Annotated in this window: 21 protein-coding genes; 3 read left to right on the top strand and 18 right to left on the bottom strand. The window is 47.4% G+C overall.

Annotated features, from left to right (window positions below; translation table 11 throughout):
• Position 1: 1 nt before the first annotated feature.
• The 11 genes from yabP to ABXS75_04485 all read right to left on the bottom strand — a co-directional run bounded on the left by yabP (position 2) and on the right by ABXS75_04485 (position 9,920).
• Positions 2 to 292: a sporulation protein YabP gene (gene yabP / locus ABXS75_04535; protein XCP86080.1), complete on the bottom strand. Its 291-nt coding sequence runs from the start codon at positions 290 to 292 to the stop codon at positions 2 to 4.
• Positions 293 to 423: 131 nt separating this feature from the next.
• Positions 424 to 663 carry an RNA-binding S4 domain-containing protein gene (locus ABXS75_04530; GenBank protein XCP86079.1) on the bottom strand — a complete coding sequence of 80 codons (240 nt, stop codon included), beginning with the start codon at positions 661 to 663 and terminating at the stop codon, positions 424 to 426.
• A gap of 205 nt (positions 664 to 868) precedes the next feature.
• Entirely contained in the window at positions 869 to 1,321 is a 453-nt protein-coding gene (locus ABXS75_04525; protein XCP86078.1) for an HU family DNA-binding protein, read from the bottom strand.
• Positions 1,322 to 1,389: 68 nt separating this feature from the next.
• Complete coding sequence (locus ABXS75_04520) at positions 1,390 to 3,126, bottom strand: phospho-sugar mutase (protein XCP86077.1); 1,737 nt, start codon at positions 3,124 to 3,126, stop codon at positions 1,390 to 1,392.
• Positions 3,127 to 3,275: 149 nt separating this feature from the next.
• Positions 3,276 to 4,268 carry a phosphotransferase gene (locus tag ABXS75_04515; GenBank protein ID XCP86076.1) on the bottom strand — a complete coding sequence of 331 codons (993 nt, stop codon included), beginning with the start codon at positions 4,266 to 4,268 and terminating at the stop codon, positions 3,276 to 3,278.
• Positions 4,269 to 4,520: 252 nt separating this feature from the next.
• Complete coding sequence (locus ABXS75_04510) at positions 4,521 to 5,861, bottom strand: CCA tRNA nucleotidyltransferase (GenBank protein ID XCP87084.1); 1,341 nt, start codon at positions 5,859 to 5,861, stop codon at positions 4,521 to 4,523.
• Between the two features lie 41 nt (positions 5,862 to 5,902).
• On the bottom strand, positions 5,903 to 7,342 hold the full coding sequence (gene proS, locus ABXS75_04505) for a proline--tRNA ligase (GenBank protein XCP86075.1): 1,440 nt from the start codon (positions 7,340 to 7,342) through the stop codon (positions 5,903 to 5,905).
• A gap of 71 nt (positions 7,343 to 7,413) precedes the next feature.
• On the bottom strand, positions 7,414 to 7,551 hold the full coding sequence (locus ABXS75_04500; protein XCP86074.1) for a hypothetical protein: 138 nt from the start codon (positions 7,549 to 7,551) through the stop codon (positions 7,414 to 7,416).
• A gap of 215 nt (positions 7,552 to 7,766) precedes the next feature.
• Entirely contained in the window at positions 7,767 to 8,357 is a 591-nt protein-coding gene (locus tag ABXS75_04495) for a DUF3841 domain-containing protein (GenBank protein ID XCP86073.1), read from the bottom strand.
• A complete protein-coding gene (locus ABXS75_04490) occupies positions 8,333 to 8,890 on the bottom strand; it encodes a DUF3841 domain-containing protein (protein XCP86072.1) in 558 nt (185 codons plus the stop codon). The genes ABXS75_04495 and ABXS75_04490 overlap by 25 nt, the downstream gene beginning before the upstream one ends.
• A 70-nt stretch (positions 8,891 to 8,960) precedes the next feature.
• The gene (locus ABXS75_04485) at positions 8,961 to 9,920 is read right to left on the bottom strand and encodes a calcium/sodium antiporter (GenBank protein XCP86071.1); all 960 of its coding nucleotides are present in this window, start codon (positions 9,918 to 9,920) and stop codon (positions 8,961 to 8,963) included.
• Between the two features lie 363 nt (positions 9,921 to 10,283).
• Here ABXS75_04485 and ABXS75_04480 point away from each other — a divergent pair, with 363 nt between their 5' ends.
• The gene (locus ABXS75_04480) at positions 10,284 to 11,084 is read left to right on the top strand and encodes an RluA family pseudouridine synthase (protein ID XCP86070.1); all 801 of its coding nucleotides are present in this window, start codon (positions 10,284 to 10,286) and stop codon (positions 11,082 to 11,084) included.
• 104 nt (positions 11,085 to 11,188) lie between these two features.
• Here ABXS75_04480 and ABXS75_04475 read toward each other — a convergent pair whose 3' ends face one another.
• A complete protein-coding gene (locus ABXS75_04475; protein ID XCP86069.1) occupies positions 11,189 to 11,860 on the bottom strand; it encodes an HAD family phosphatase in 672 nt (223 codons plus the stop codon).
• Positions 11,860 to 12,021 carry a hypothetical protein gene (locus ABXS75_04470; protein XCP86068.1) on the bottom strand — a complete coding sequence of 54 codons (162 nt, stop codon included), beginning with the start codon at positions 12,019 to 12,021 and terminating at the stop codon, positions 11,860 to 11,862. The genes ABXS75_04475 and ABXS75_04470 overlap by 1 nt, the downstream gene beginning before the upstream one ends.
• Positions 12,022 to 12,258: 237 nt before the next feature.
• On the opposite strand from ABXS75_04470, the gene ABXS75_04465 reads away from it, so the two are divergent.
• The gene (locus ABXS75_04465) at positions 12,259 to 12,837 is read left to right on the top strand and encodes a hypothetical protein (GenBank protein XCP86067.1); all 579 of its coding nucleotides are present in this window, start codon (positions 12,259 to 12,261) and stop codon (positions 12,835 to 12,837) included.
• A gap of 464 nt (positions 12,838 to 13,301) precedes the next feature.
• On the top strand, positions 13,302 to 14,540 hold the full coding sequence (locus ABXS75_04460) for an IS110 family transposase (GenBank protein ID XCP86066.1): 1,239 nt from the start codon (positions 13,302 to 13,304) through the stop codon (positions 14,538 to 14,540).
• Between the two features lie 74 nt (positions 14,541 to 14,614).
• Here ABXS75_04460 and panC read toward each other — a convergent pair whose 3' ends face one another.
• The 5 genes from panC to ABXS75_04435 all read right to left on the bottom strand — a co-directional run bounded on the left by panC (position 14,615) and on the right by ABXS75_04435 (position 17,885).
• Positions 14,615 to 15,454, bottom strand: a complete 840-nt coding sequence (panC, locus tag ABXS75_04455; protein XCP86065.1) for a pantoate--beta-alanine ligase — start codon at positions 15,452 to 15,454, stop codon at positions 14,615 to 14,617.
• Positions 15,455 to 15,486: 32 nt separating this feature from the next.
• Complete coding sequence (panD, locus tag ABXS75_04450) at positions 15,487 to 15,879, bottom strand: aspartate 1-decarboxylase (GenBank protein XCP86064.1); 393 nt, start codon at positions 15,877 to 15,879, stop codon at positions 15,487 to 15,489.
• A gap of 484 nt (positions 15,880 to 16,363) precedes the next feature.
• Entirely contained in the window at positions 16,364 to 16,681 is a 318-nt protein-coding gene (locus ABXS75_04445) for a type II toxin-antitoxin system RelE/ParE family toxin (protein XCP86063.1), read from the bottom strand.
• Positions 16,682 to 16,683: 2 nt separating this feature from the next.
• Entirely contained in the window at positions 16,684 to 16,962 is a 279-nt protein-coding gene (locus ABXS75_04440) for a type II toxin-antitoxin system Phd/YefM family antitoxin (protein XCP86062.1), read from the bottom strand.
• A 77-nt stretch (positions 16,963 to 17,039) separates the two neighbouring features.
• On the bottom strand, positions 17,040 to 17,885 hold the full coding sequence (locus tag ABXS75_04435) for a deoxyribonuclease IV (GenBank protein ID XCP87083.1): 846 nt from the start codon (positions 17,883 to 17,885) through the stop codon (positions 17,040 to 17,042).
• Positions 17,886 to 17,957 lie beyond the last annotated feature (72 nt).

The following is a 17,957-nucleotide window of genomic DNA, read 5'->3' as shown; positions in this document are numbered from 1 at the left end:
CCTATCGGAACAGCTTTGTCAGGAAATTCTCTCCCGACTTCGCTCCGGCATGGATATCCGAATAAGCAATACTGTCAATATGCCCGGAAAGATCCACTTCCCCTTTTTCCAGACTGAGACGGTTGACGTGCATGTCCGTCCCCTTCACCATCAGCATTCCCTGTTCTGTCTCAAGAAGAATTTCATTCAGATCAAAGGACAGCACATCTAAAACCCCCGTCACTGTACTGCTTTGTCTATTGTTCACAACTAATTTATGATTCTGCACCTTCGGCATCTGCTTTGTTTCCAACTTCCCTGTCCCAACCTTTCTGCTTTCTACTTATTCTATGAAAGATTCCCGAAATTTAGAACCAAAGCTTCCTGCTATTTGCAGTCGTCGCTTAAGCCATTGCTACTCTGCTGTACCCCGCAGCAGGCACCTTACAGATAACGGAATAACTCTCCCGCTTCTTCTTTCTTCGTCGTATCCTTCAGTTCCAGCACCTCTGCCTTCACGTTCTTTGTGCCGAACTGAATCTCAATGATATCACCTTTTTTTACCTTCAGCGATGCCTTGGCCACCACGCCATTTACCAACACACGGCCCGCATCACATGCTTCATTTGCCACGGTCCGTCGCTTGATCAGCCGCGAAACCTTAAGAAATTTGTCTAACCGCATTCTGCTTCTCCTCTTCATCTGCTCTTCCGTGAAAACGCCTGGTAATTCCAACACCCCTTCGGCACGCAGGCTTCTCCCCGGTAAAAAATAGAGAGCGACATCACCATCGCTCTCCTACCATTCCATTACACACATCTATCAACTGATATCTTTGGCACGCCCACTTCGGGAAATGCAAAAACATCGCATATTCAACCGATCTGTATTACTCGTTCACTGCATCCTTTAATGCTTTGCCGGCTTTGAACTTCGGCGCTTTGCAGGCATTGATCTTCATGGTTCCGCCAGTCTGCGGGTTTCTTCCTTCTCTTGCTGCTCTCTTGCTTACTTCAAATGTTCCGAATCCTACTAACTGAACTTTTTCTTCCTTCTTAAGCTGATCTGTCACTACATCAATAAAAGCCTTTACTGCTTTTTCTGCGTCTTTTTTTGAAATTTCTGCATTCTCAGCGATTGCTGCAACTAATTCTGTTTTGTTCATGGATATTTCCTCCTGTAATATAATCTTCGAATACCCCCATGTATTCTGTCCTGAGTTCAGAGTTCCTGTGTTAGGTCTATGACACACTCTATGTAATGTTATATCGGTTTTTAGGTCCTTTGTCAAGCATATTTCCCTGAAAATGGGGAAAATCTGGGGCAAAACAGGCCCTGCCATCAAAAATGGCAGGACCTTAAATTCACAATGTCTTTTCTTGATGCAAATGCCTCTCTGGCAAGCGGTTTCTACATCAGTTTATCTACCATAGCAAGAACTGCTTTGCCAAGCTCCGCTGACCTCGCATCGGCATCCTCCAGAGAGGTGCCTTTGATTCCATAGTAGAACTTCACCTTCGGCTCTGTTCCGGATGGGCGTACACATACCCATGCATCATCTGTCAGATCATAGTACAGTACATTAGAAGACGGAAGTCCGGTCGGTACTACCTCGCCGCTTTCCATATCCTTAATGGTATCTGCTTTGTAATCTCTTGCTTTCAGCACCTTGTATCCGCCAATCTCTGCCGGCGGGTTGTCTCTCAGCGTCTGAAGGATATTCTGAATCTTCTCCAGACCCTCGATTCCCTTCATGGTGATGGACTTGATATCGTCTTTATAGAAGCCGTATTTTTCATACATCGCTACCATTGCATCCCAAAGGGTCATGTCCTTGGTCTTATAATATGCCGCTGCCTCACACAGAGCCATCGTTGCCACGATCGCATCTTTATCTCTTGCATGAGTACCGATCAGGCAGCCGTAGCTCTCCTCAAATCCAAAGAGATACTGTCCCTTTCCGGTGGTCTCAAAGCCAAGAATCTGCTGTCCGATATACTTGAATCCGGTCAGGACTTCAATCAGCCCGATTCCATAGCCTTTTGCGATTGCATCCGCCAGGTTAGAGGTTACGATCGTCTTGATCAGATATCCGTCTTCCGGAAGACCTCCGTTCAATTCCTTTCTCTGTCCGATCTCATAGTCAGCCAGAAGGCATCCGGACATATTACCGGTCAGTGTGTGGTAAACGCCGTCCCTATCTTTTACACGAACGCCGAGACGGTCTGCATCCGGATCCGTAGCAAGTACCAGATCTGCGTCGATCTCTTTCGCCAGCTTAAGTCCCAGTTCAAATGCTTCCTCTGCTTCCGGGTTCGGATAAGAAACGGTCGGGAATTCTCCATCCGGCAGTTCCTGCTCTTTTACTACATATACATTCTCAAATCCAAGCTCCTTAAGCACACGTCTTGCCGGAATATTACCGGTTCCGTGAAGCGGGCTGTACACAATCTTGATCTGATCTTTTACTGCGTCAATGGCATCCTGATGGATGACCTGTTCTTTTAATTTTGCGATGTATGCATCGTCGATTGCCTGTCCGATCACTTCATAAAGACCTGCAGCCTTCGCTTCCCGGGGTCCCATGGTCTTCATGGTCGTATAATCCGTAACTGCCAGAACCTCGTCCATAATTCCTTTGTCGTGCGGCGGCGTGATCTGCGCGCCGTCTTCCCAATATACCTTGTATCCGTTGTATTCCGGCGGGTTATGGCTGGCTGTGATATTAATACCTGCAATGCAGTGAAGCTCACGCACTGCAAAGGAAAGCTCCGGAGTCGGGCGGAGGCTCTCGAATACGTAAGCCTTGATACCATTCGCCGCAAGGCACAGTGCTGCCTCATCTGCAAATTCCGGTGACATACGACGGGAATCGTATGCAATCGCGACTCCGCGGTCCTTTGCATCTTTTTTCGTGATATAGTTTGCAAGACCCTGAGTAGCTTTGCGTACCGTATAGACATTCATACGGTTAGTTCCCGCACCGATCACTCCTCTGAGCCCTGCGGTACCGAATTCAAGGTCTTTGTAGAAACGTTCTTTGATCTCTCCGTCGTTGCCTTCGATTCCTTTGAGCTCAGCCTTGGTGTCAGCATCAAAATACGGGTTCTCGCACCACTCCTGGTATCTCTTTAAATATTCTTCCATACTCCTTTTACCTCCATGATTTCTTGACCGGCACCACCACATCAATCGTCTGCCGGAACAATATTTATTTCCATTATACACCACTTCAGGATAAATGAAAAGAAGAGAAATTCGCGGGAACCCCTGTTTCTTGCAATAACTTTTTGCCCTCAGATTGAAAATGAGAATAAATTTTCCAGGAAACGTCGTTTTTCCTCTGACTGTGCAATAGAATTTCGTAATTTTTCTACATTTTTAGCCGGAATCCATGCTTTATTGGAATGATAGTACATATTCACGATTTTCCAGAATTTCTCCGGATATGCCAGGCGCACCGCCAGATAATCCCGCTTGGGGCGGTCCAAAGTCAGCACGTCATCATACGCACGCATCATTCGATATCCCAATCTCTCATCATAGTGGTATTTCTCCATGGTCTTTCTCAGAAAATAATAAAAATCTGCCATCTGAACATCCTGATGGGTCCGTTCAAATCCAGTGACTGCCATGCCCTGAGGACAAATCATCAAATTGTGATAATTGTAATCGCCGTGAATAAAGGTGCCTTCCCGCTGAAATTCTTCATAAAGCTGCGCGATGCCTTCTCCTTCAAGACGCTTTGCCGCCAGAGACGCCGGAAGATACATTTTCTCAAAGCCCTGCAAAAATACGGTCTCAAATTCCCCTTTTACACTACGTTTTCGGACGAAGCTGCGCACCTTTCTCAATTCCCGGTTGTGCCTCTCATACTCTTCCTTCAAGCTCTCCCGTTTCTCTGCCTCCGCGTCTGAGCGCCCGGGAAATCGCAGAATGCGGTGAAGATTCGCCAAAAGCCGGACGCCTTCCAAAAGCTCCGCCTCCCGCCGGATATCACATTCCCGCCCGCAGAACCATCGTTTTACCATATAGAAAGTCCCGTCCTCTGCGCAGCTTACATACTCCCCTTCCCTGTTTGCCAGCGGCGCATCTGCCAGCTCCAATCCGTTTTCCCCAAGAAGTTCATACACGCTCAGCAGCACCGGGAGACGCCCCTTCGCCACCCGGGTTTCTTTCAACAGAAAAACGCCCCTGTCTGTATCGCATAAAACAGCACCCCTTATCCTGCGGGTGCTAAAAACTTCCATCTCATATTGTTCCAGCACACTAACTCCATAATCCTTCATGGCATCCCCCTGTAACCTGTAATTAGCAGCGCAGTTTTACCGTATACACCGGTAAGACCTGAGCCAGAGTTGCCCCTGACCGGGTCCTCTGCGCTGCCCACCGTTCTTTCTAATGTATGCATGATACAGGGAAAATCATGACAGAAATCTTTATACCGAGATGAACGTCCACCGGACGTTCACTCAGGTATGCTTGGCAACTAAAAAAACGCCCACCGGACGTTTTTTAGTATGCTTCGCAATAAAAATGTGTTAATCCAGCTGTTTGCTCCATTCCTGAACGAGCCGGAGCAGATACTCCTTCTCATTCTTCTTGGGATTCTCTATCACTTCGTCCAGAAGCTTTTTCAACAGTTCTCCAATTTGGGGGCCGGGCTTTAATCCTGCTGCAATCAGGTCATTTCCGGTAAGGGCCAGTTCTTTCAAAGAGACGCACTGCTTTTTTTCCAGAATCTCTTCATAAAGCTGTTCGATTCCATCCAGATTTGCCAGCTTTTCTTCTTTTTGATAGCTGCTCTGCGCCATCGTATCCGCCCTTCTTACCTGCATATAATATGGGAAAATGTCTTCTCCAATCTTATGCATGGCGCGCCGTACATTTCGGGAAGTTGCGTGCATACGATAGTCGTGATACCACACCAGGCGTGATACCTTGTGGAGCGTATCATTATCGAATTTCAAACGCTGCATGATCTCTTTTGCCAGCTCCGCGCTGACGGCTGCGTGCCCTTTAAAATGCGCCACGCCATCCTCATCGACCGTCTTCTTCGCCGGTTTTCCCATATCGTGAAAGAGCATGGTAAGCCGAAGAACCTTCACCGGTGCAATTTCCATCAGGGCATGCAGCGTATGCTCTCCTACATTATAGCAGTGATGAGGGGTCTCCTGCTCTGTCTGCATCATTGCATCAAATTCCGGCAGGATCTCCTTTGTAATTCCAAGCTCATAGGCAAGTGCGACTCGTTCCGGATGGGGAGATACCAAAAGCTTTACAAGCTCCACCTGAATTCTCTCGGCGCTGATATTCGCAAGGGTGCAGGCAAGCAGTCGTATCGCCTCTTTCGTGTCTTCTTCAATCTCGAATCCAAGCTGAGCAGAGAAGCGGATTGCCCGCAAAATACGCAGTGCATCTTCGCCGAAGCGTTCCTTTGCATTTCCCACACAGCGAATGCAGCCCTTCTTCAGATCCTCCAGACCGCCGAAAATATCGACCAGTCCGTCCTTTTCATTGTACGCCATTGCATTAATCGTGAAATCCCGGCGCAAAAGGTCCTCGGAAAGACTCCTTGTGAAATGCACCTCGCTGGGATGACGGCTGTCCTCGTATTTTCCATCCACCCGGTATGTGGTGACTTCGAATCCTTCTCTTTCCAGCAGAACCGTCACGGTTCCGTGCTCAATCCCGGTGTCGAAGGTGCGTTCAAATAACGATTTCGTTTCCATGGGGGTGGCTGAAGTCGTAATATCCCAATCCTCAGGCTTTCTTCCCAGAATGCTGTCCCGCACACATCCCCCTACCGCATAGGCTTCATATCCGTGATCCTGCAAGGTGGCAATGATTCTGCTTACCTTTTCGGGCAACTCTATTTTAATCATACTTCATCTACTCCTGGCTTAAACTACGACCATTATTCCTAATATGCTTTTCCAAAATATACGAGATGTTTGGCCGGTTTTCCGCAGTAAATGCAGGTATCTCCAATCGGTGCTTCCTTGCAGATGCATCTTGTGGACGCTCCACCGGTCTCATATTTTATCTCGCCTTCGCATACTTCATCTCCACACCACATCGCTTTGATGAAGCCGCGGTTCTCATTGAACTTCTCTTTCATTTCATCCATAGTAAGCGCCGTATCAATATGAGCATCCAGGAAAGCCTTCGCGCGGTCATACATATCCTTCTGGATCGTCTCCAGAATCTCGCCCAGCTTTGTCTCAATCTCGTCCATGGCTACCACGATCTTCTCACGGGTATCACGGCGCACTACAACAACCTGATTCTTCTCAATATCCTTCGGACCGATCTCGATACGGGTCGGAATTCCCAGCATCTCCTGCTCGCTGAATTTCCACCCCGGACTCTTCTCGGAGTCATCTATTTTCGCACTGTATCCGGCCTTTTTAAGCGCCTCCGTCAGTGCGTTCGCTTTTTCCAGCACGCCCTCTTTGTGCTGTGCGATCGGAATCACGCGGGTCTGGACCGGTGCGATTCTCGGCGGCAGTACCAGACCGCTGTCATCGCCGTGAACCATGATGATCGCGCCAATAATACGGGTAGAAAGTCCCCAGGAGGTCTCATATACACTGTGAAGCTCATTGTTCTTATCAGAATATTTGATATCAAAAGCGTCCGGGAATGCATTTCCGAAGAAATGGCTTGTAGCAGACTGGAGTGCTTTACCGTCATGCATCAATGCTTCTACGGTGTAGGTGTCCTGTGCTCCCGCAAATTTCTCGCTCTCTGTCTTGGGACCAGATACGAACGGAATCGCCAGGGAATCCCTGATGAACTCCTGGTAAACCCTCAGCATCGTTAAGGTCCTCTGCTCCGCCTCCTCATAGGTTGCATGAATGGTATGTCCTTCCTGCCATAAGAACTCTCTGGAACGCAGGAACGGACGGGTCGTCTTCTCCCAGCGAAGAACGGAACACCACTGATTCCATACCTTCGGCAGATCGCGGTAGGACTGTACGGTCCTTGACCAGAGATCGCAGAACAGGGTCTCGGAGGTCGGACGGATACACATCTTCTCCTGGAGACGCTCCATACCGCCTCTCGTCACCCACGCCACCTCGGGAGCGAATCCTTCAATATGATCGCTCTCTTTTTGGAGCAGGTTCTCCGGAATCAGAACCGGCAGATATACATTCTCCACGCCGGTCTCTTTAAATCTCCTGTCCAGATCAGCCTGTACTTTCTCCCAAATCGCATAGCCGTTGGGCAGGTAATTCAGACAGCCTTTTACGCTGGAGTAATCACAGAGCTTTGCCTCACGGACCACATCCGTATACCACTGCGCGAAATCCACATCGCGGGAAGTGATAGATTCTACAAATTTCTTTTCCTTTGCCATTTGTTTTTTCTCCTTCTATTTATATGATATCATCATCGTTCGGGACAGAAGCAAGCAAAACGCCGGCTCTTCTATCCCTCTATAAGGGACCGAAAAGCCGGCGGTACCACCCTAATTAACTGCAATACACAGTTCGCTTCATTCCCCGTTAACGCCGGGTACGCCGCATTTTCATGCAGAGACTCCAAGGCCGGTTCTATATCTTCCATGCAGTTTCTCCCACCAACCGGCACACCGCGCCTGCCCGCTCTTCTTTACTTACAGAATAGGCGACGCCATGTCCCCAAAACCTCTCTGTGCCACTTCCGATATATACTATTCCTCTTCATTGTCAAACAGAAACGCATCTGATTGCCCTGAATCCCACCTTTCTAGTATGCATTCGGACGCTCCTTGCGTTTCTCATATGGAATTACCAAGAATTTTAATTGAATTTTTCGATTTTGTCAACCCATTCTTCCCGAATCTGCCAAAGTCCCGCCTGAACGCTGTGTGTTCCGGTAAAATCTCCCGATTTAATCTCATCATGATGACGGAACAGGCGGTCCCAGCTCTTCATGATCTGTTTCTTATATTCCGGATAGAACTGGGTGAGCATCACATCATTATAATTCAGTCCCCGCTCACGCATTTCCTCCTGAAAGGCTTCCTCCTCTTTTTCCGATGCGCCGATGTAACTTAAGCGCATGATCTTATTCCAATCCATCACGTCAAAAAATACAGCCTGATCGATTGGTACACTCAGTTCCAGCACGTTGCCCGCGCCGGACTGATCCAGGCTATACAAATCCCTGAAAGCCCAGTATGGATACTCAGCCCCTGCAGGGCATGGGACAATTTCACGCGCCTTCCCCACAAACCAGGAATACGCCGTCACAAAAATCGGCGCGCTTTCCTGATATTTTCTGCGGACATATGCCTCTTTCGAATAACACACCCCGTCGCGCCGCAGCGCTTCTACCACCACATCCGTCTGTGATGCATATAATTTTACTGTATTACATCTGTCAGCCATTCTCTTTTAATCTCCCATATCGTTCCGTATTTCAAATCATTTCCCATCAGGATTTTCTCATCGAACAATCGCTTCCAACTGTCCACAATCTCCCTTTTAATCTGGGGATAGAATTGTGTCATATAGGCTTTGGCATCATCGATCCCGTACATGTCAAGCAGTTCATAGTGACGCCTGGCATCCGCTTCATCGGCCGGGATATAGGAATAATTCAAAATCGCGCCCCACTTGCTGATATTCACCGGGGTAATGATCTTAGGTTCAATTGTCAGTTCCAGAATCTGATACCCCTTCTCCACCATCATCGTCCCCTCACTCACAAACGAAACCCACACCGGATACTCCACATCCGCCGGCCTGTTTGCCGCGTCCGGTCCGTTTTTCACCAGCCAGTCATAGACTTCAAGGACCAAATTCGCATGTTCCCTGAGATCCATACGGATATAGTCCCGCTTCGCGGTATATCTTCCCGTACTCATGAGCTCTTTTAATACATTTTCATGCTGCTTCGTCCATACCTTGATCCTCTCCATTTCCCCAACTCCTTCCGCCGAAATGAATGTCCGCAGAATATTCTATCCATTCTTTAAAATATTTTCATTTTTATCTCGTATAAATATATCCAAAATACACTGCATAGACTACCAAAAACAAGATACCTTCTTTCTTCGACAGTTCCCTTTTGCTTCTCGCACATTGGTAGACCAGAACACTGAACACAATCAAAATGACCATATCATAAATTGCATTGATATCCACCGTAATCGGAGAAATCGCCGAACTTGCCCCCAGGATCAGCAGGATATTGAAAATATTTGATCCCACCACATTTCCCAGTGCCAGGTCATTCTCTCCCTTTTTCGCCGCGATCACGGAGGTCACGAGCTCCGGAAGGGAGGTTCCCATCGCCACAATGGTAAGACCGATAAACGTCTGGCTCAGTCCGAACTGTACAGCAATCTCCGTAGCAGAATCCACCACAAGATCCCCGCCCCAAACGATGCCTGCCAGTCCAAGAATAATGTAAAGCGCACTTTTAAGCGGAGGCATCACTTCTACCTCCTCATCCGACGCCTCACTGCGGGCTTTTAATGCGCTTCGCACCTGATCGAACAAAAACCACACGAACAGCACCAGCAGAATGATTCCGCTCATTCTGCCAAGCACGAATTCTCCCTCACCAGACATCACTTTACCAAATGCAAGCTGTGAATTTAAAGCCAGAAGAACAGCTGTAATCAGAATCGAAAATGGGAATTCCTTTTTGAGTACTCCTGCGCTTGCAGCCACCGGTCTCATCAGCGCACTGCATCCCAGAACGACCAGAAGGTTGAAGATATTCGATCCCAGCACATTGCTGACCGCCAGGGAATTCTGCCCCTTTAATGCCGCAGTGATACTTACCGATGCTTCCGGCATACTGGTCCCGAACGCCACCACCGTAAGACCGATAATGATCGTGGGCACCTTCAAAAGCTTCGCCACACTGGAACTGCCGTCCACAAAGAAATCCGCGCCTTTGATCAAAAGTACAAATCCCAGAATCAGTAACAGATACATCATAATTTTTTTCCTCTCTTTCCTAAATGTATACCCCGCTTCTTATGCAACTGAGATGAATGCACACTGGACCTTCACTTAGGTATGTATGCAACAAAAAAAGACTCTTAATTGCAACATTCATACACTTCGGGCGTAAAATATTTGCAATAAAAGTCTCGCTAATTGACAATACGAACCGGATTATGTTTAAATAATCGTGATGACGATTTCGTATTACACTGAACGATCGGTTTGTCCTTCAATGGAAGCTACTCCCTCTTATCAAAACTAGTGTAACTTTCCAATTCTCAAAAGTCAAGGACAAATTACATTTACAGGTAAAATTACATTTATCGGATGAAATAAATAAGCGAGGATACCAACATGGAAAACATTAATATTTTATATGAAGACGCCGATATCATCGTCTGCGTAAAACCGGCCGGAACTCCGGTACAGACCCGAGGTTTTCGCACCCCTGATATGGAAAGTCTGCTGAAAAATCACCTGATTCAAACTGCGGCTTCTGCCGGCCGGCGTCCTGCGTCTGCCAATCAGCGTTCCGACTCTACCAGGCAACATTTTGCAGCCCCCAGTCAGCGTCCTGCCCCCTGCGGACCAAAAAAGGCAACACAATCAGGCGCTCCCTACCTTGCGGTCATTCACCGTCTGGACCAGCCGGTAAGAGGAATCCTGGTATTCGCCAAGATCCCTTCTGCCGCTAAGCAGCTAAACCACCAGATGCAGACCGGAAAATTCCAAAAAATCTACCATGCACTGGCATGCGGCACTCTCCATCCGGCGCAGGGCACCCTGTGCGATTATCTGGTCAAAGACGGATGCACCAACACCTCCCGCATTTGCAGTTCTGATACGCCCGGCGCAAAAAAAGCCGAACTTGGCTACCGGGTCCTCAGGGAACTTCCCGCCTTCCGCCCGCAGACAGTAACGGAAGTGGAGATTCAGCTAAAAACCGGGCGCCATCACCAGATTCGGGTTCAGATGGCCGGCGCAGGCGCGCCTCTTCTGTACGATACCAAATACAACCCGGCGTTTTCGGAAGCCTCCCCGGGCCGTCCGGGCAGCTCTGAGCGCTGCTCTGTCGCTCTCTGCGCCTGCAGCCTCTCCTTCTCTCACCCGAGAACCGGCAAGAATATGCAATTTAAAATAGACTGCGGCTGGTAATCCTTACCTACCGCAGTCTGTTTTTCATTGCCAGATATGCTTAAGAAAATACGCGAGACGTCTATTCAAACATGTTCCGCATCAAATACCGGAATCACTTCTATTTACGCCTCTGCATCAAAAATCTTCTCCAGAATCGGAATCACTTCCAACAGAGAATCCACCTTCCGATAGCAGAGCCTCTCCACCTCTTCGTCCGGCTGAACCAAATCAGGCACCATGACCGGATACATTCCCGCCGCATATGCCGAGCGAATCCCAGCCGGCGCATCCTCGAGCGCCATACTCTCTTTCGGCCTTGCCCCAACGATCTCGCAGGCCCGCAGATAGATCTCCGGTTCCGGCTTCGCCTGGGTGACCATATCGCCGAAAATACAGCCGTCAAAGTACTCCATAAGCCCTGCATTTGTCAGATTCCGCACGGAATATTCCCGCCGCGAAGAAGTGGCAACTCCCAGAAGGAGCCCCTTCTCCTTTGCATAGGTCAGAAGCTCCCGCGCACCGGTTTTCACCGGAAGCCCTTCCACATCTACAATATCATAAAATGTCTTTCTGGTGATCGCGTTGAACTCGTCCATTCGGAAGTCTTCGCCGTATACACTCTTAAAATAGGCTTCCCGTCGTTTCACATTGAACCCCAGTGTATGATAAATATGCTCTCCGACCCGCCCATAGCCCAGCTTCTCTCCCGCATAATTCCAGGTCCGCTGGACCACTCTCTCCGAGTCAAAGATCAGACCGTCCATATCAAAGATTAAAGCCTTGATCCTCACCATCAGAACTCAATTCCTTTTCCGAGGGCATCCTTCAGATAGCTGGTGATATCCTCAATCTTTTCCAGAATTACCTGTCTCTCCTCGGCATCCTCCCCAGTCATCTCCACATTGACCAATGCCTGCTTCATTGTCTTAAGCTGTTTGATCATATCTGCTGTCATATGAATCCCCCTTTTCTTTTTGTCTGAAAATTACGCATTAGGAACAAAATATTTCTTTCATTTATTTTACCTTACTCCCACGATATTGCAACCCAATTCACAAATTCTAAACAAAACTTTAAGATTTTGAAATCTTTTCCTGTTTTAGCCATTTTGCAATAGAAAAAAGTATGCTATACTTATGCACGAAAGCAATCCAGCTTTCGGACATGGTCAAAAATTAAGGGGAGTATTATCATGGACGAAAACAAGATCGAAGCCAAACTTCTGAAGATCAAAGCCCTCGCGGAACGCGGGGAAGGCGGAGAAAAGGAATCCGCTCTCAAACTTTACCATAAGCTTCTTAAAAAGTACGATATAGATGAGAAATCTCTTCAAAAAGACAGTTTGGGGAAACACTGGTTTACATATGAGAACGAGATCGAAGAAAATCTTCTCGTGCAGATTTTCTACATGGTGACAGGCGATAGCGAATACTTCCGCCGCAGAAGCCGCACGCGCGGCACTCAGTGCGGCTGTATGTGCACCGATTTCGAGAAAACGGAGATCCGGTTCTATTTTGAATTCTACCGGGATGCACTGAAGCAAGAGCTGGAAGCGTTTTTGATGGCGTTTAAGCTGAAGAATCATCTCTTCCCCGACGAAAGCGCCCGCTGCTATACCCCGGAAGAGGCGGAGGACACCGAAATCAGTGACATCCTCCTCAAAGCACAGAAGATTGCGGAGGATATCGAGAAGTCCAGTCCGGTCCGCATGATTACCAGCGCCCTGCCCGCCGAAGAGGCGGTCCCTGCTTCCGCAGTTCCAGACAAATAAAAATGCGACAACGCCGGAATATTGAATTTGCACAATATCACCGGAAAAAGGCATGTGACAATGAAAAAAAGAAGGTGCAAAAACGATTTTATTCTGTGGTTTTTCGCACCTTCTCTTTGTTGCCAGGCATACCTCACGGAAGCTCCTGCAAGCCTTCCCTTCGGCTATTAATTTCATGTATTTTTGACGATTTACACTTCAAAACTAAACCCCCATGTCCGCACGCCTGACACCACCATAAATGAAACTATGCAGACGACAGGTTATTGAATTTATCTTTGACGCAACTTATACTGGTATTAACGGCAAAGATCGATTTAACTTTGGGCTTGTAGCCCGCTAACTAAACTGATTTCAGGTTTCCTCATTTGCACCACCATCTGTCCAGCTGCTTGCGGCAAAAGGACGTACAGTAAAATGATAACAGACAGGAAACCGTGCCGTAAATTTCCCACGGAGGTATCATGATGGATAAAATTTACGACAATTGTTGTGGTATTGATGTGCACAAAAAACTCATCGTTGCCTGCCTTAGAAAAGGCAACAGGCAGGAAGTTCGTGAGTTTGGTGCAACAACCAGAGAACTTCTCATGCTGGCTGACTGGCTCAAAGACAGCGGCTGTGAAATGACCGCAATGGAGAGCACCGCTTCGTATTGGAAGCCTCTGTATAACATCCTTGAATCTTCTGACCTGAAAGCCATGGTGGTAAATGCCCGCCATATGAAGGCTGTTCCCGGGAGAAAAACGGATGTAAAGGATGCTGAATGGATTGCTGACCTTCTTCAGCATGGTCTGTTACGGCCCAGCTATATCCCAGATAAAGACCAGCGGGAACTGCGGGAGCTTGTCCGCTACCGCAAAAGCCTTGTCGCAGAGCGAACCCGGGAACTGAACCGGCTCCAAAAGATGCTGGAAGGTGCAAATATCAAGCTTTCCGGAACTGTCACCGATATCAATGGTAAAAGCGCACGCAGTATCCTCGAATATCTGCTCACGGGTAAATCCATTGACGGTGCAAAGTACGATGAAATGTATGACAAAAAAATTATTGCGCATAATCTCAAAGCAACAAAGGAGCAGATTGTGGACGACCTCAATGGTTTCATGTCCCCGCTTCAGCGCAGGATGATGAAGGAACTCCTGAACCATCTGGATGAATTGAATATCCATATCAAGAATCTTGATGGTGAGATAGACAATTTTATGAAGCCGGAGGAAAAGGAAGCATCAGCTGCCATTCAGGATGTTACCGGGATTGGAAATACCAGCGCTCAGGCAATCATTTCCGTGATCGGCACAGACATGGAACGTTTTCCCACGGATGCCCATATTTCTTCATGGGCAGGCCTATGTCCCGGAGACAATGAAAGCGCAAAGAAGCGAAAATCCGGTAAAACAAGGAAAGGGAATGCCCTTCTCCGAACCACCTTAATTACCTGTGCGCATGCAGCTGTTAAGAATAAAAAGTCCTACTTTTATGCGCAATTTATGCGGATCAGTTCACATCGGGGACCGAAACGTGCCTACGTTGCTGTCGCTCATTCCATGCTGATAGCAATTTATCATATCCTCAAGGATAGTGTAGTTTTCAAAGATCTCGGTGCCGAATACTATAATCAGTTCAATAAGGAACGTAAAATCAATGCGTACCTGAAAAAGTTAAAAGCACTTGGCTGGGAGGCTCCTGTAGTTGCCACATAGACCTGTCTACTAAGTTCAAAATGAATGTTTAATAGCTTGATAGGGGCAGTTTGCGCTTTTTGGCTACCCGGAAGTTAATGTTTCACAGTAAAATTATCAATCAGTCTCGTCTTCCCAATATACACTGCCATAGCGACCAGCACATCTTTCTCAACCTTTTCGACCGGCTGCATCGTCAGCGCATCTACCATGGACACGTAATCAATCTTTGCCAGCGGCTCCGCCTCGATCACCGCACGCATCCTGCTTAATACCTCTTCTGCAAACATACCTGCGTGGATCAGTTCGCTGCCGCATTTTACCGCTTTTGACAGGCAAAGTGCCGCCTTTCTCTCCTCAGGGCTTAAATAGGTATTTCTGGAGGATTTGGCCAGCCCGTCCTCCTCCCGCACGATCGGACAGCCCACGATCTCAATATCAAAGTTCAGATCCTGCACCATCTTCCTGATGATTGCAAGCTGCTGTGCATCCTTCTGTCCAAAATAGGCTCTGTCCGGCGCTACGATATGAAACAGCTTGGACACCACGGTACACACGCCTTTGAAATGAATCGGCCTTGTCTTTCCGCAAAGCGTCTCAGACAGCGTGTCAATGCTCACATAAGCACACGGATCGTGGTACATTTCTTCCGGCTCCGGGTTGAAGATCAGATCACACCCCAGGCTCTCACAGAGACGGCTGTCCATCTCAAAATCCCGCGGATACGCTTCCAGATCCTCATTCGGTCCGAACTGGGTCGGATTCACGAAATCGGATACCACCACGATATCGTTCTCCTTGCGGCACCGTTTAATCAGGCTCGCATGTCCCTCATGAAGGAATCCCATAGTCGGCACAAGTCCTACCGTTTTCCCTTCGCGTTTCCACCCTTTTACCAGTCTTCTTGTTTCTTCCACTGTCTTTGTAACCTGCATCTTATCTCTCTCCTTTACTTAGCTTCGCTGTCCTATTCCATATCCTTGAGCAGACCATGCTTTTCATAGCTGGTGATCCGGCTGATCTTATTCTCTTCATCTACGAAAACAACTGCCGGCTTATGCGCCCCGGCTTCCTTCGCATCATACCCTGCATACGCCATAATGATAACCTTATCCCCTACGCTGACGCAACGGGCCGCCGCTCCATTTAAACAGATCATGCCGCTGCCTCTCTTGCCGCAGATTGTGTAGGTCTCAAATCTGCTGCCGTTATTCACATCTACGATCTGTACCTTCTCGTACTCCAGTATCCCGGCTGCTTCCAGCAATTCTTCATCTATCGTGATACTGCCCACATAGTCAAGCTCTGCCTGAGTGACCGTTGCACGGTGAATCTTTCCTTTTAACATCTCTACTGTCATTTCATACACCTCTTTCTTTTTCCAAAAGTCAGGAGAAATGTCCGCAGGCATTTCCCTTCCGGTATGCCTGACGGCAAAATACGACCGGACATGTTCTCCGTATCCATAGCAGTAAAAAAAGCACTTTCAGAGTAGGTACAACTCGACCCTGAAAATGCTTTCAACTGCAACGCATATCAAAATGCCCGGCACACACTGCCACCTTCGCATGGAGCGGCTATTCTCACCCTCCTGCGCTAAATATACCAGTATCTGCGGACCTTTCGGTTCTTGTATCTTCTGAGTCTTGCTTTTTTACCAAAAATATAAGCTCTTACTTACAATATCCTTATATCTATATGAAATTCAGTGAACCAGACGGAGTATAGCTTCTTTCAAATACTATCTCCGCTGGTATTATACCACGGTCAAATGTACAGCGCAATAAAAAATTGCCTTGAGTTTCCTCTCCTCTGACCCGCTTCCGATTAAAACACCCTGGAGCTTAAAGTCCACGGATTATATTCAAATAGTCTTGTCTTTGATCGACAACAGCATAAAGAGTTACTTCTTTTCGTTCCTCATCAATCTTATAGAATACTAAATCCTTCTCTAATATCAATACTTTAAATCCTTGCCTTTTTAGTATTGGGTACCGGGGATCTGTGCCAATATAAGGAGTATCTTCTAAAGACAATATGTTTTGTTCTAATTCATCCAGCTTTTCTAATGCTACATCATTGCCAAAATTTTGTGCAACATGTAGAACGATCTTTCTAATGCCTGCATCTGCTGTATCAGTTCGGATAATATGATATTTCATAATTATTCCCCTTTCAGCATTGTACGCAAATCATCAAAAGTTTCCCTGATTGGTGCTACACGCCCATTTCTCACATCTTCATCTGCCTCAGCAAGAGTTTCCAATAATTCTATACGTGCTTTCATATTTTTATACTCTTCATATGAAAGTGATACAGTATCTCCACGTCCATTTACTGTAATAATCACTGCTTCTTTACCTTCTCTGCACTGCTTTGAAATCTCATTATAATGATTTCTTAAGTCAGCAGATGGTCTTATATTTTCTTGTAATGTCAACATAGCTTTCACCTCCATTTTCATCATATACTAATTATATCATAATATGTCTATATCTTCAAATATTTATCTTCCTTAGCTCATACTATGTTGTTCTTCAAAAGTTTCTCACGAATCGTTTTTATTTCTTCTTTATGGCCGGCGTCGTCGAACGGGGTCTCCAGATAAAATGGCAGATCCCTAAGCGCCGGGTGCTCTATCACCCTAAGAAGCGCTTCCCAGCCGATCTCTCCTTCTCCGATCGGTGCGTGTCTGTCCTTATGCGAGCCAAACGGCATCATACTGTCATTGAAGTGAATCGTCCGGAGCAGCTCAAGCCCCAAAACGTGATCGAACTCTTCCAGAACCCCATCCAAATCTTCCACGATATCATACCCTGCCGCAAAAACATGGCAGGTGTCCAGACAGACGCCGATCCGTTCCGGATGGCTGACCCCATCCCGGATTGCCTTCAGATGCTCGAACTTATCTCCGATCTCCGTCCCTTTTCCCGACATCGTCTCCAAAAGGACCGTGATATTCTCTTTGCCGGTAATCGCCTGATCAAGACCGGCAATTATATTTTCTATTCCGGCGGACACTCCGATTCCCGTATGGCTCCCCGGGTGAAATACGAGATTCTCTATGCCCAGTGCGTCCATCCGTGCCACATCTTCCCGAATCACGGTACAGGCAAACTCATATACCTCCGGCTTCGCACTTGCCAGATTCATCGTATAAGGCGCATGTGCCAGAAGCGGCCCAAAATTCTGCGTGTGCCTTATCTTCTGAAATGCTTCCACTTCCTTAGCACCCGGCACTTTAAAATTCGATCCCCGCGGATTGCGGCTGAAAATCTGCATGGTATTCGCCTCCATTTTCACCACATTCTCCGCCGTCTTAACCAGTCCTTTTGCAATAGACATGTGTGTCCCTATAATCACGATTCTTTCCTCCTGTACTTCTATCTTCTGAATACTAACCTATTATTATATGTTTTCCCCAAAATTTGGAATCCG

Origin of the sequence: Roseburia hominis, assembly GCA_040702975.1 — a bacterium.
Lineage (GTDB): Bacteria > Bacillota > Clostridia > Lachnospirales > Lachnospiraceae > Allocoprococcus > Allocoprococcus hominis_A.
The sequence above is the reverse complement of the archived record's forward strand: the minus strand, read 5'-3'. Positions and strand labels throughout refer to the sequence as shown.

What these genes read in the sequence shown, in the direction of transcription:
- ABXS75_04530 (XCP86079.1), bottom strand. Translation starts at nt 663, where the DNA reads ATGCGGTTAGACAAATTTCTTAAGGTTTCGCGGCTGATCAAGCGACGG.
- ABXS75_04525 (XCP86078.1), bottom strand. Translation starts at nt 1,321, where the DNA reads ATGGCAGGGCCTGTTTTGCCCCAGATTTTCCCCATTTTCAGGGAAATA.
- ABXS75_04520 (XCP86077.1), bottom strand. Translation starts at nt 3,126, where the DNA reads ATGGAAGAATATTTAAAGAGATACCAGGAGTGGTGCGAGAACCCGTAT.
- ABXS75_04515 (XCP86076.1), bottom strand. Translation starts at nt 4,268, where the DNA reads ATGAAGGATTATGGAGTTAGTGTGCTGGAACAATATGAGATGGAAGTT.
- proS (XCP86075.1), bottom strand. Translation starts at nt 7,342, where the DNA reads ATGGCAAAGGAAAAGAAATTTGTAGAATCTATCACTTCCCGCGATGTG.
- ABXS75_04500 (XCP86074.1), bottom strand. Translation starts at nt 7,551, where the DNA reads ATGGAAGATATAGAACCGGCCTTGGAGTCTCTGCATGAAAATGCGGCG.
- ABXS75_04495 (XCP86073.1), bottom strand. Translation starts at nt 8,357, where the DNA reads ATGGCTGACAGATGTAATACAGTAAAATTATATGCATCACAGACGGAT.
- ABXS75_04490 (XCP86072.1), bottom strand. Translation starts at nt 8,890, where the DNA reads ATGGAGAGGATCAAGGTATGGACGAAGCAGCATGAAAATGTATTAAAA.
- ABXS75_04485 (XCP86071.1), bottom strand. Translation starts at nt 9,920, where the DNA reads ATGATGTATCTGTTACTGATTCTGGGATTTGTACTTTTGATCAAAGGC.
- ABXS75_04480 (XCP86070.1), top strand. Translation starts at nt 10,284, where the DNA reads ATGGAAAACATTAATATTTTATATGAAGACGCCGATATCATCGTCTGC.
- ABXS75_04475 (XCP86069.1), bottom strand. Translation starts at nt 11,860, where the DNA reads ATGGTGAGGATCAAGGCTTTAATCTTTGATATGGACGGTCTGATCTTT.
- ABXS75_04470 (XCP86068.1), bottom strand. Translation starts at nt 12,021, where the DNA reads ATGACAGCAGATATGATCAAACAGCTTAAGACAATGAAGCAGGCATTG.
- ABXS75_04465 (XCP86067.1), top strand. Translation starts at nt 12,259, where the DNA reads ATGGACGAAAACAAGATCGAAGCCAAACTTCTGAAGATCAAAGCCCTC.
- ABXS75_04460 (XCP86066.1), top strand. Translation starts at nt 13,302, where the DNA reads ATGATGGATAAAATTTACGACAATTGTTGTGGTATTGATGTGCACAAA.
- panC (XCP86065.1), bottom strand. Translation starts at nt 15,454, where the DNA reads ATGCAGGTTACAAAGACAGTGGAAGAAACAAGAAGACTGGTAAAAGGG.
- panD (XCP86064.1), bottom strand. Translation starts at nt 15,879, where the DNA reads ATGACAGTAGAGATGTTAAAAGGAAAGATTCACCGTGCAACGGTCACT.
- ABXS75_04445 (XCP86063.1), bottom strand. Translation starts at nt 16,681, where the DNA reads ATGAAATATCATATTATCCGAACTGATACAGCAGATGCAGGCATTAGA.
- ABXS75_04440 (XCP86062.1), bottom strand. Translation starts at nt 16,962, where the DNA reads ATGTTGACATTACAAGAAAATATAAGACCATCTGCTGACTTAAGAAAT.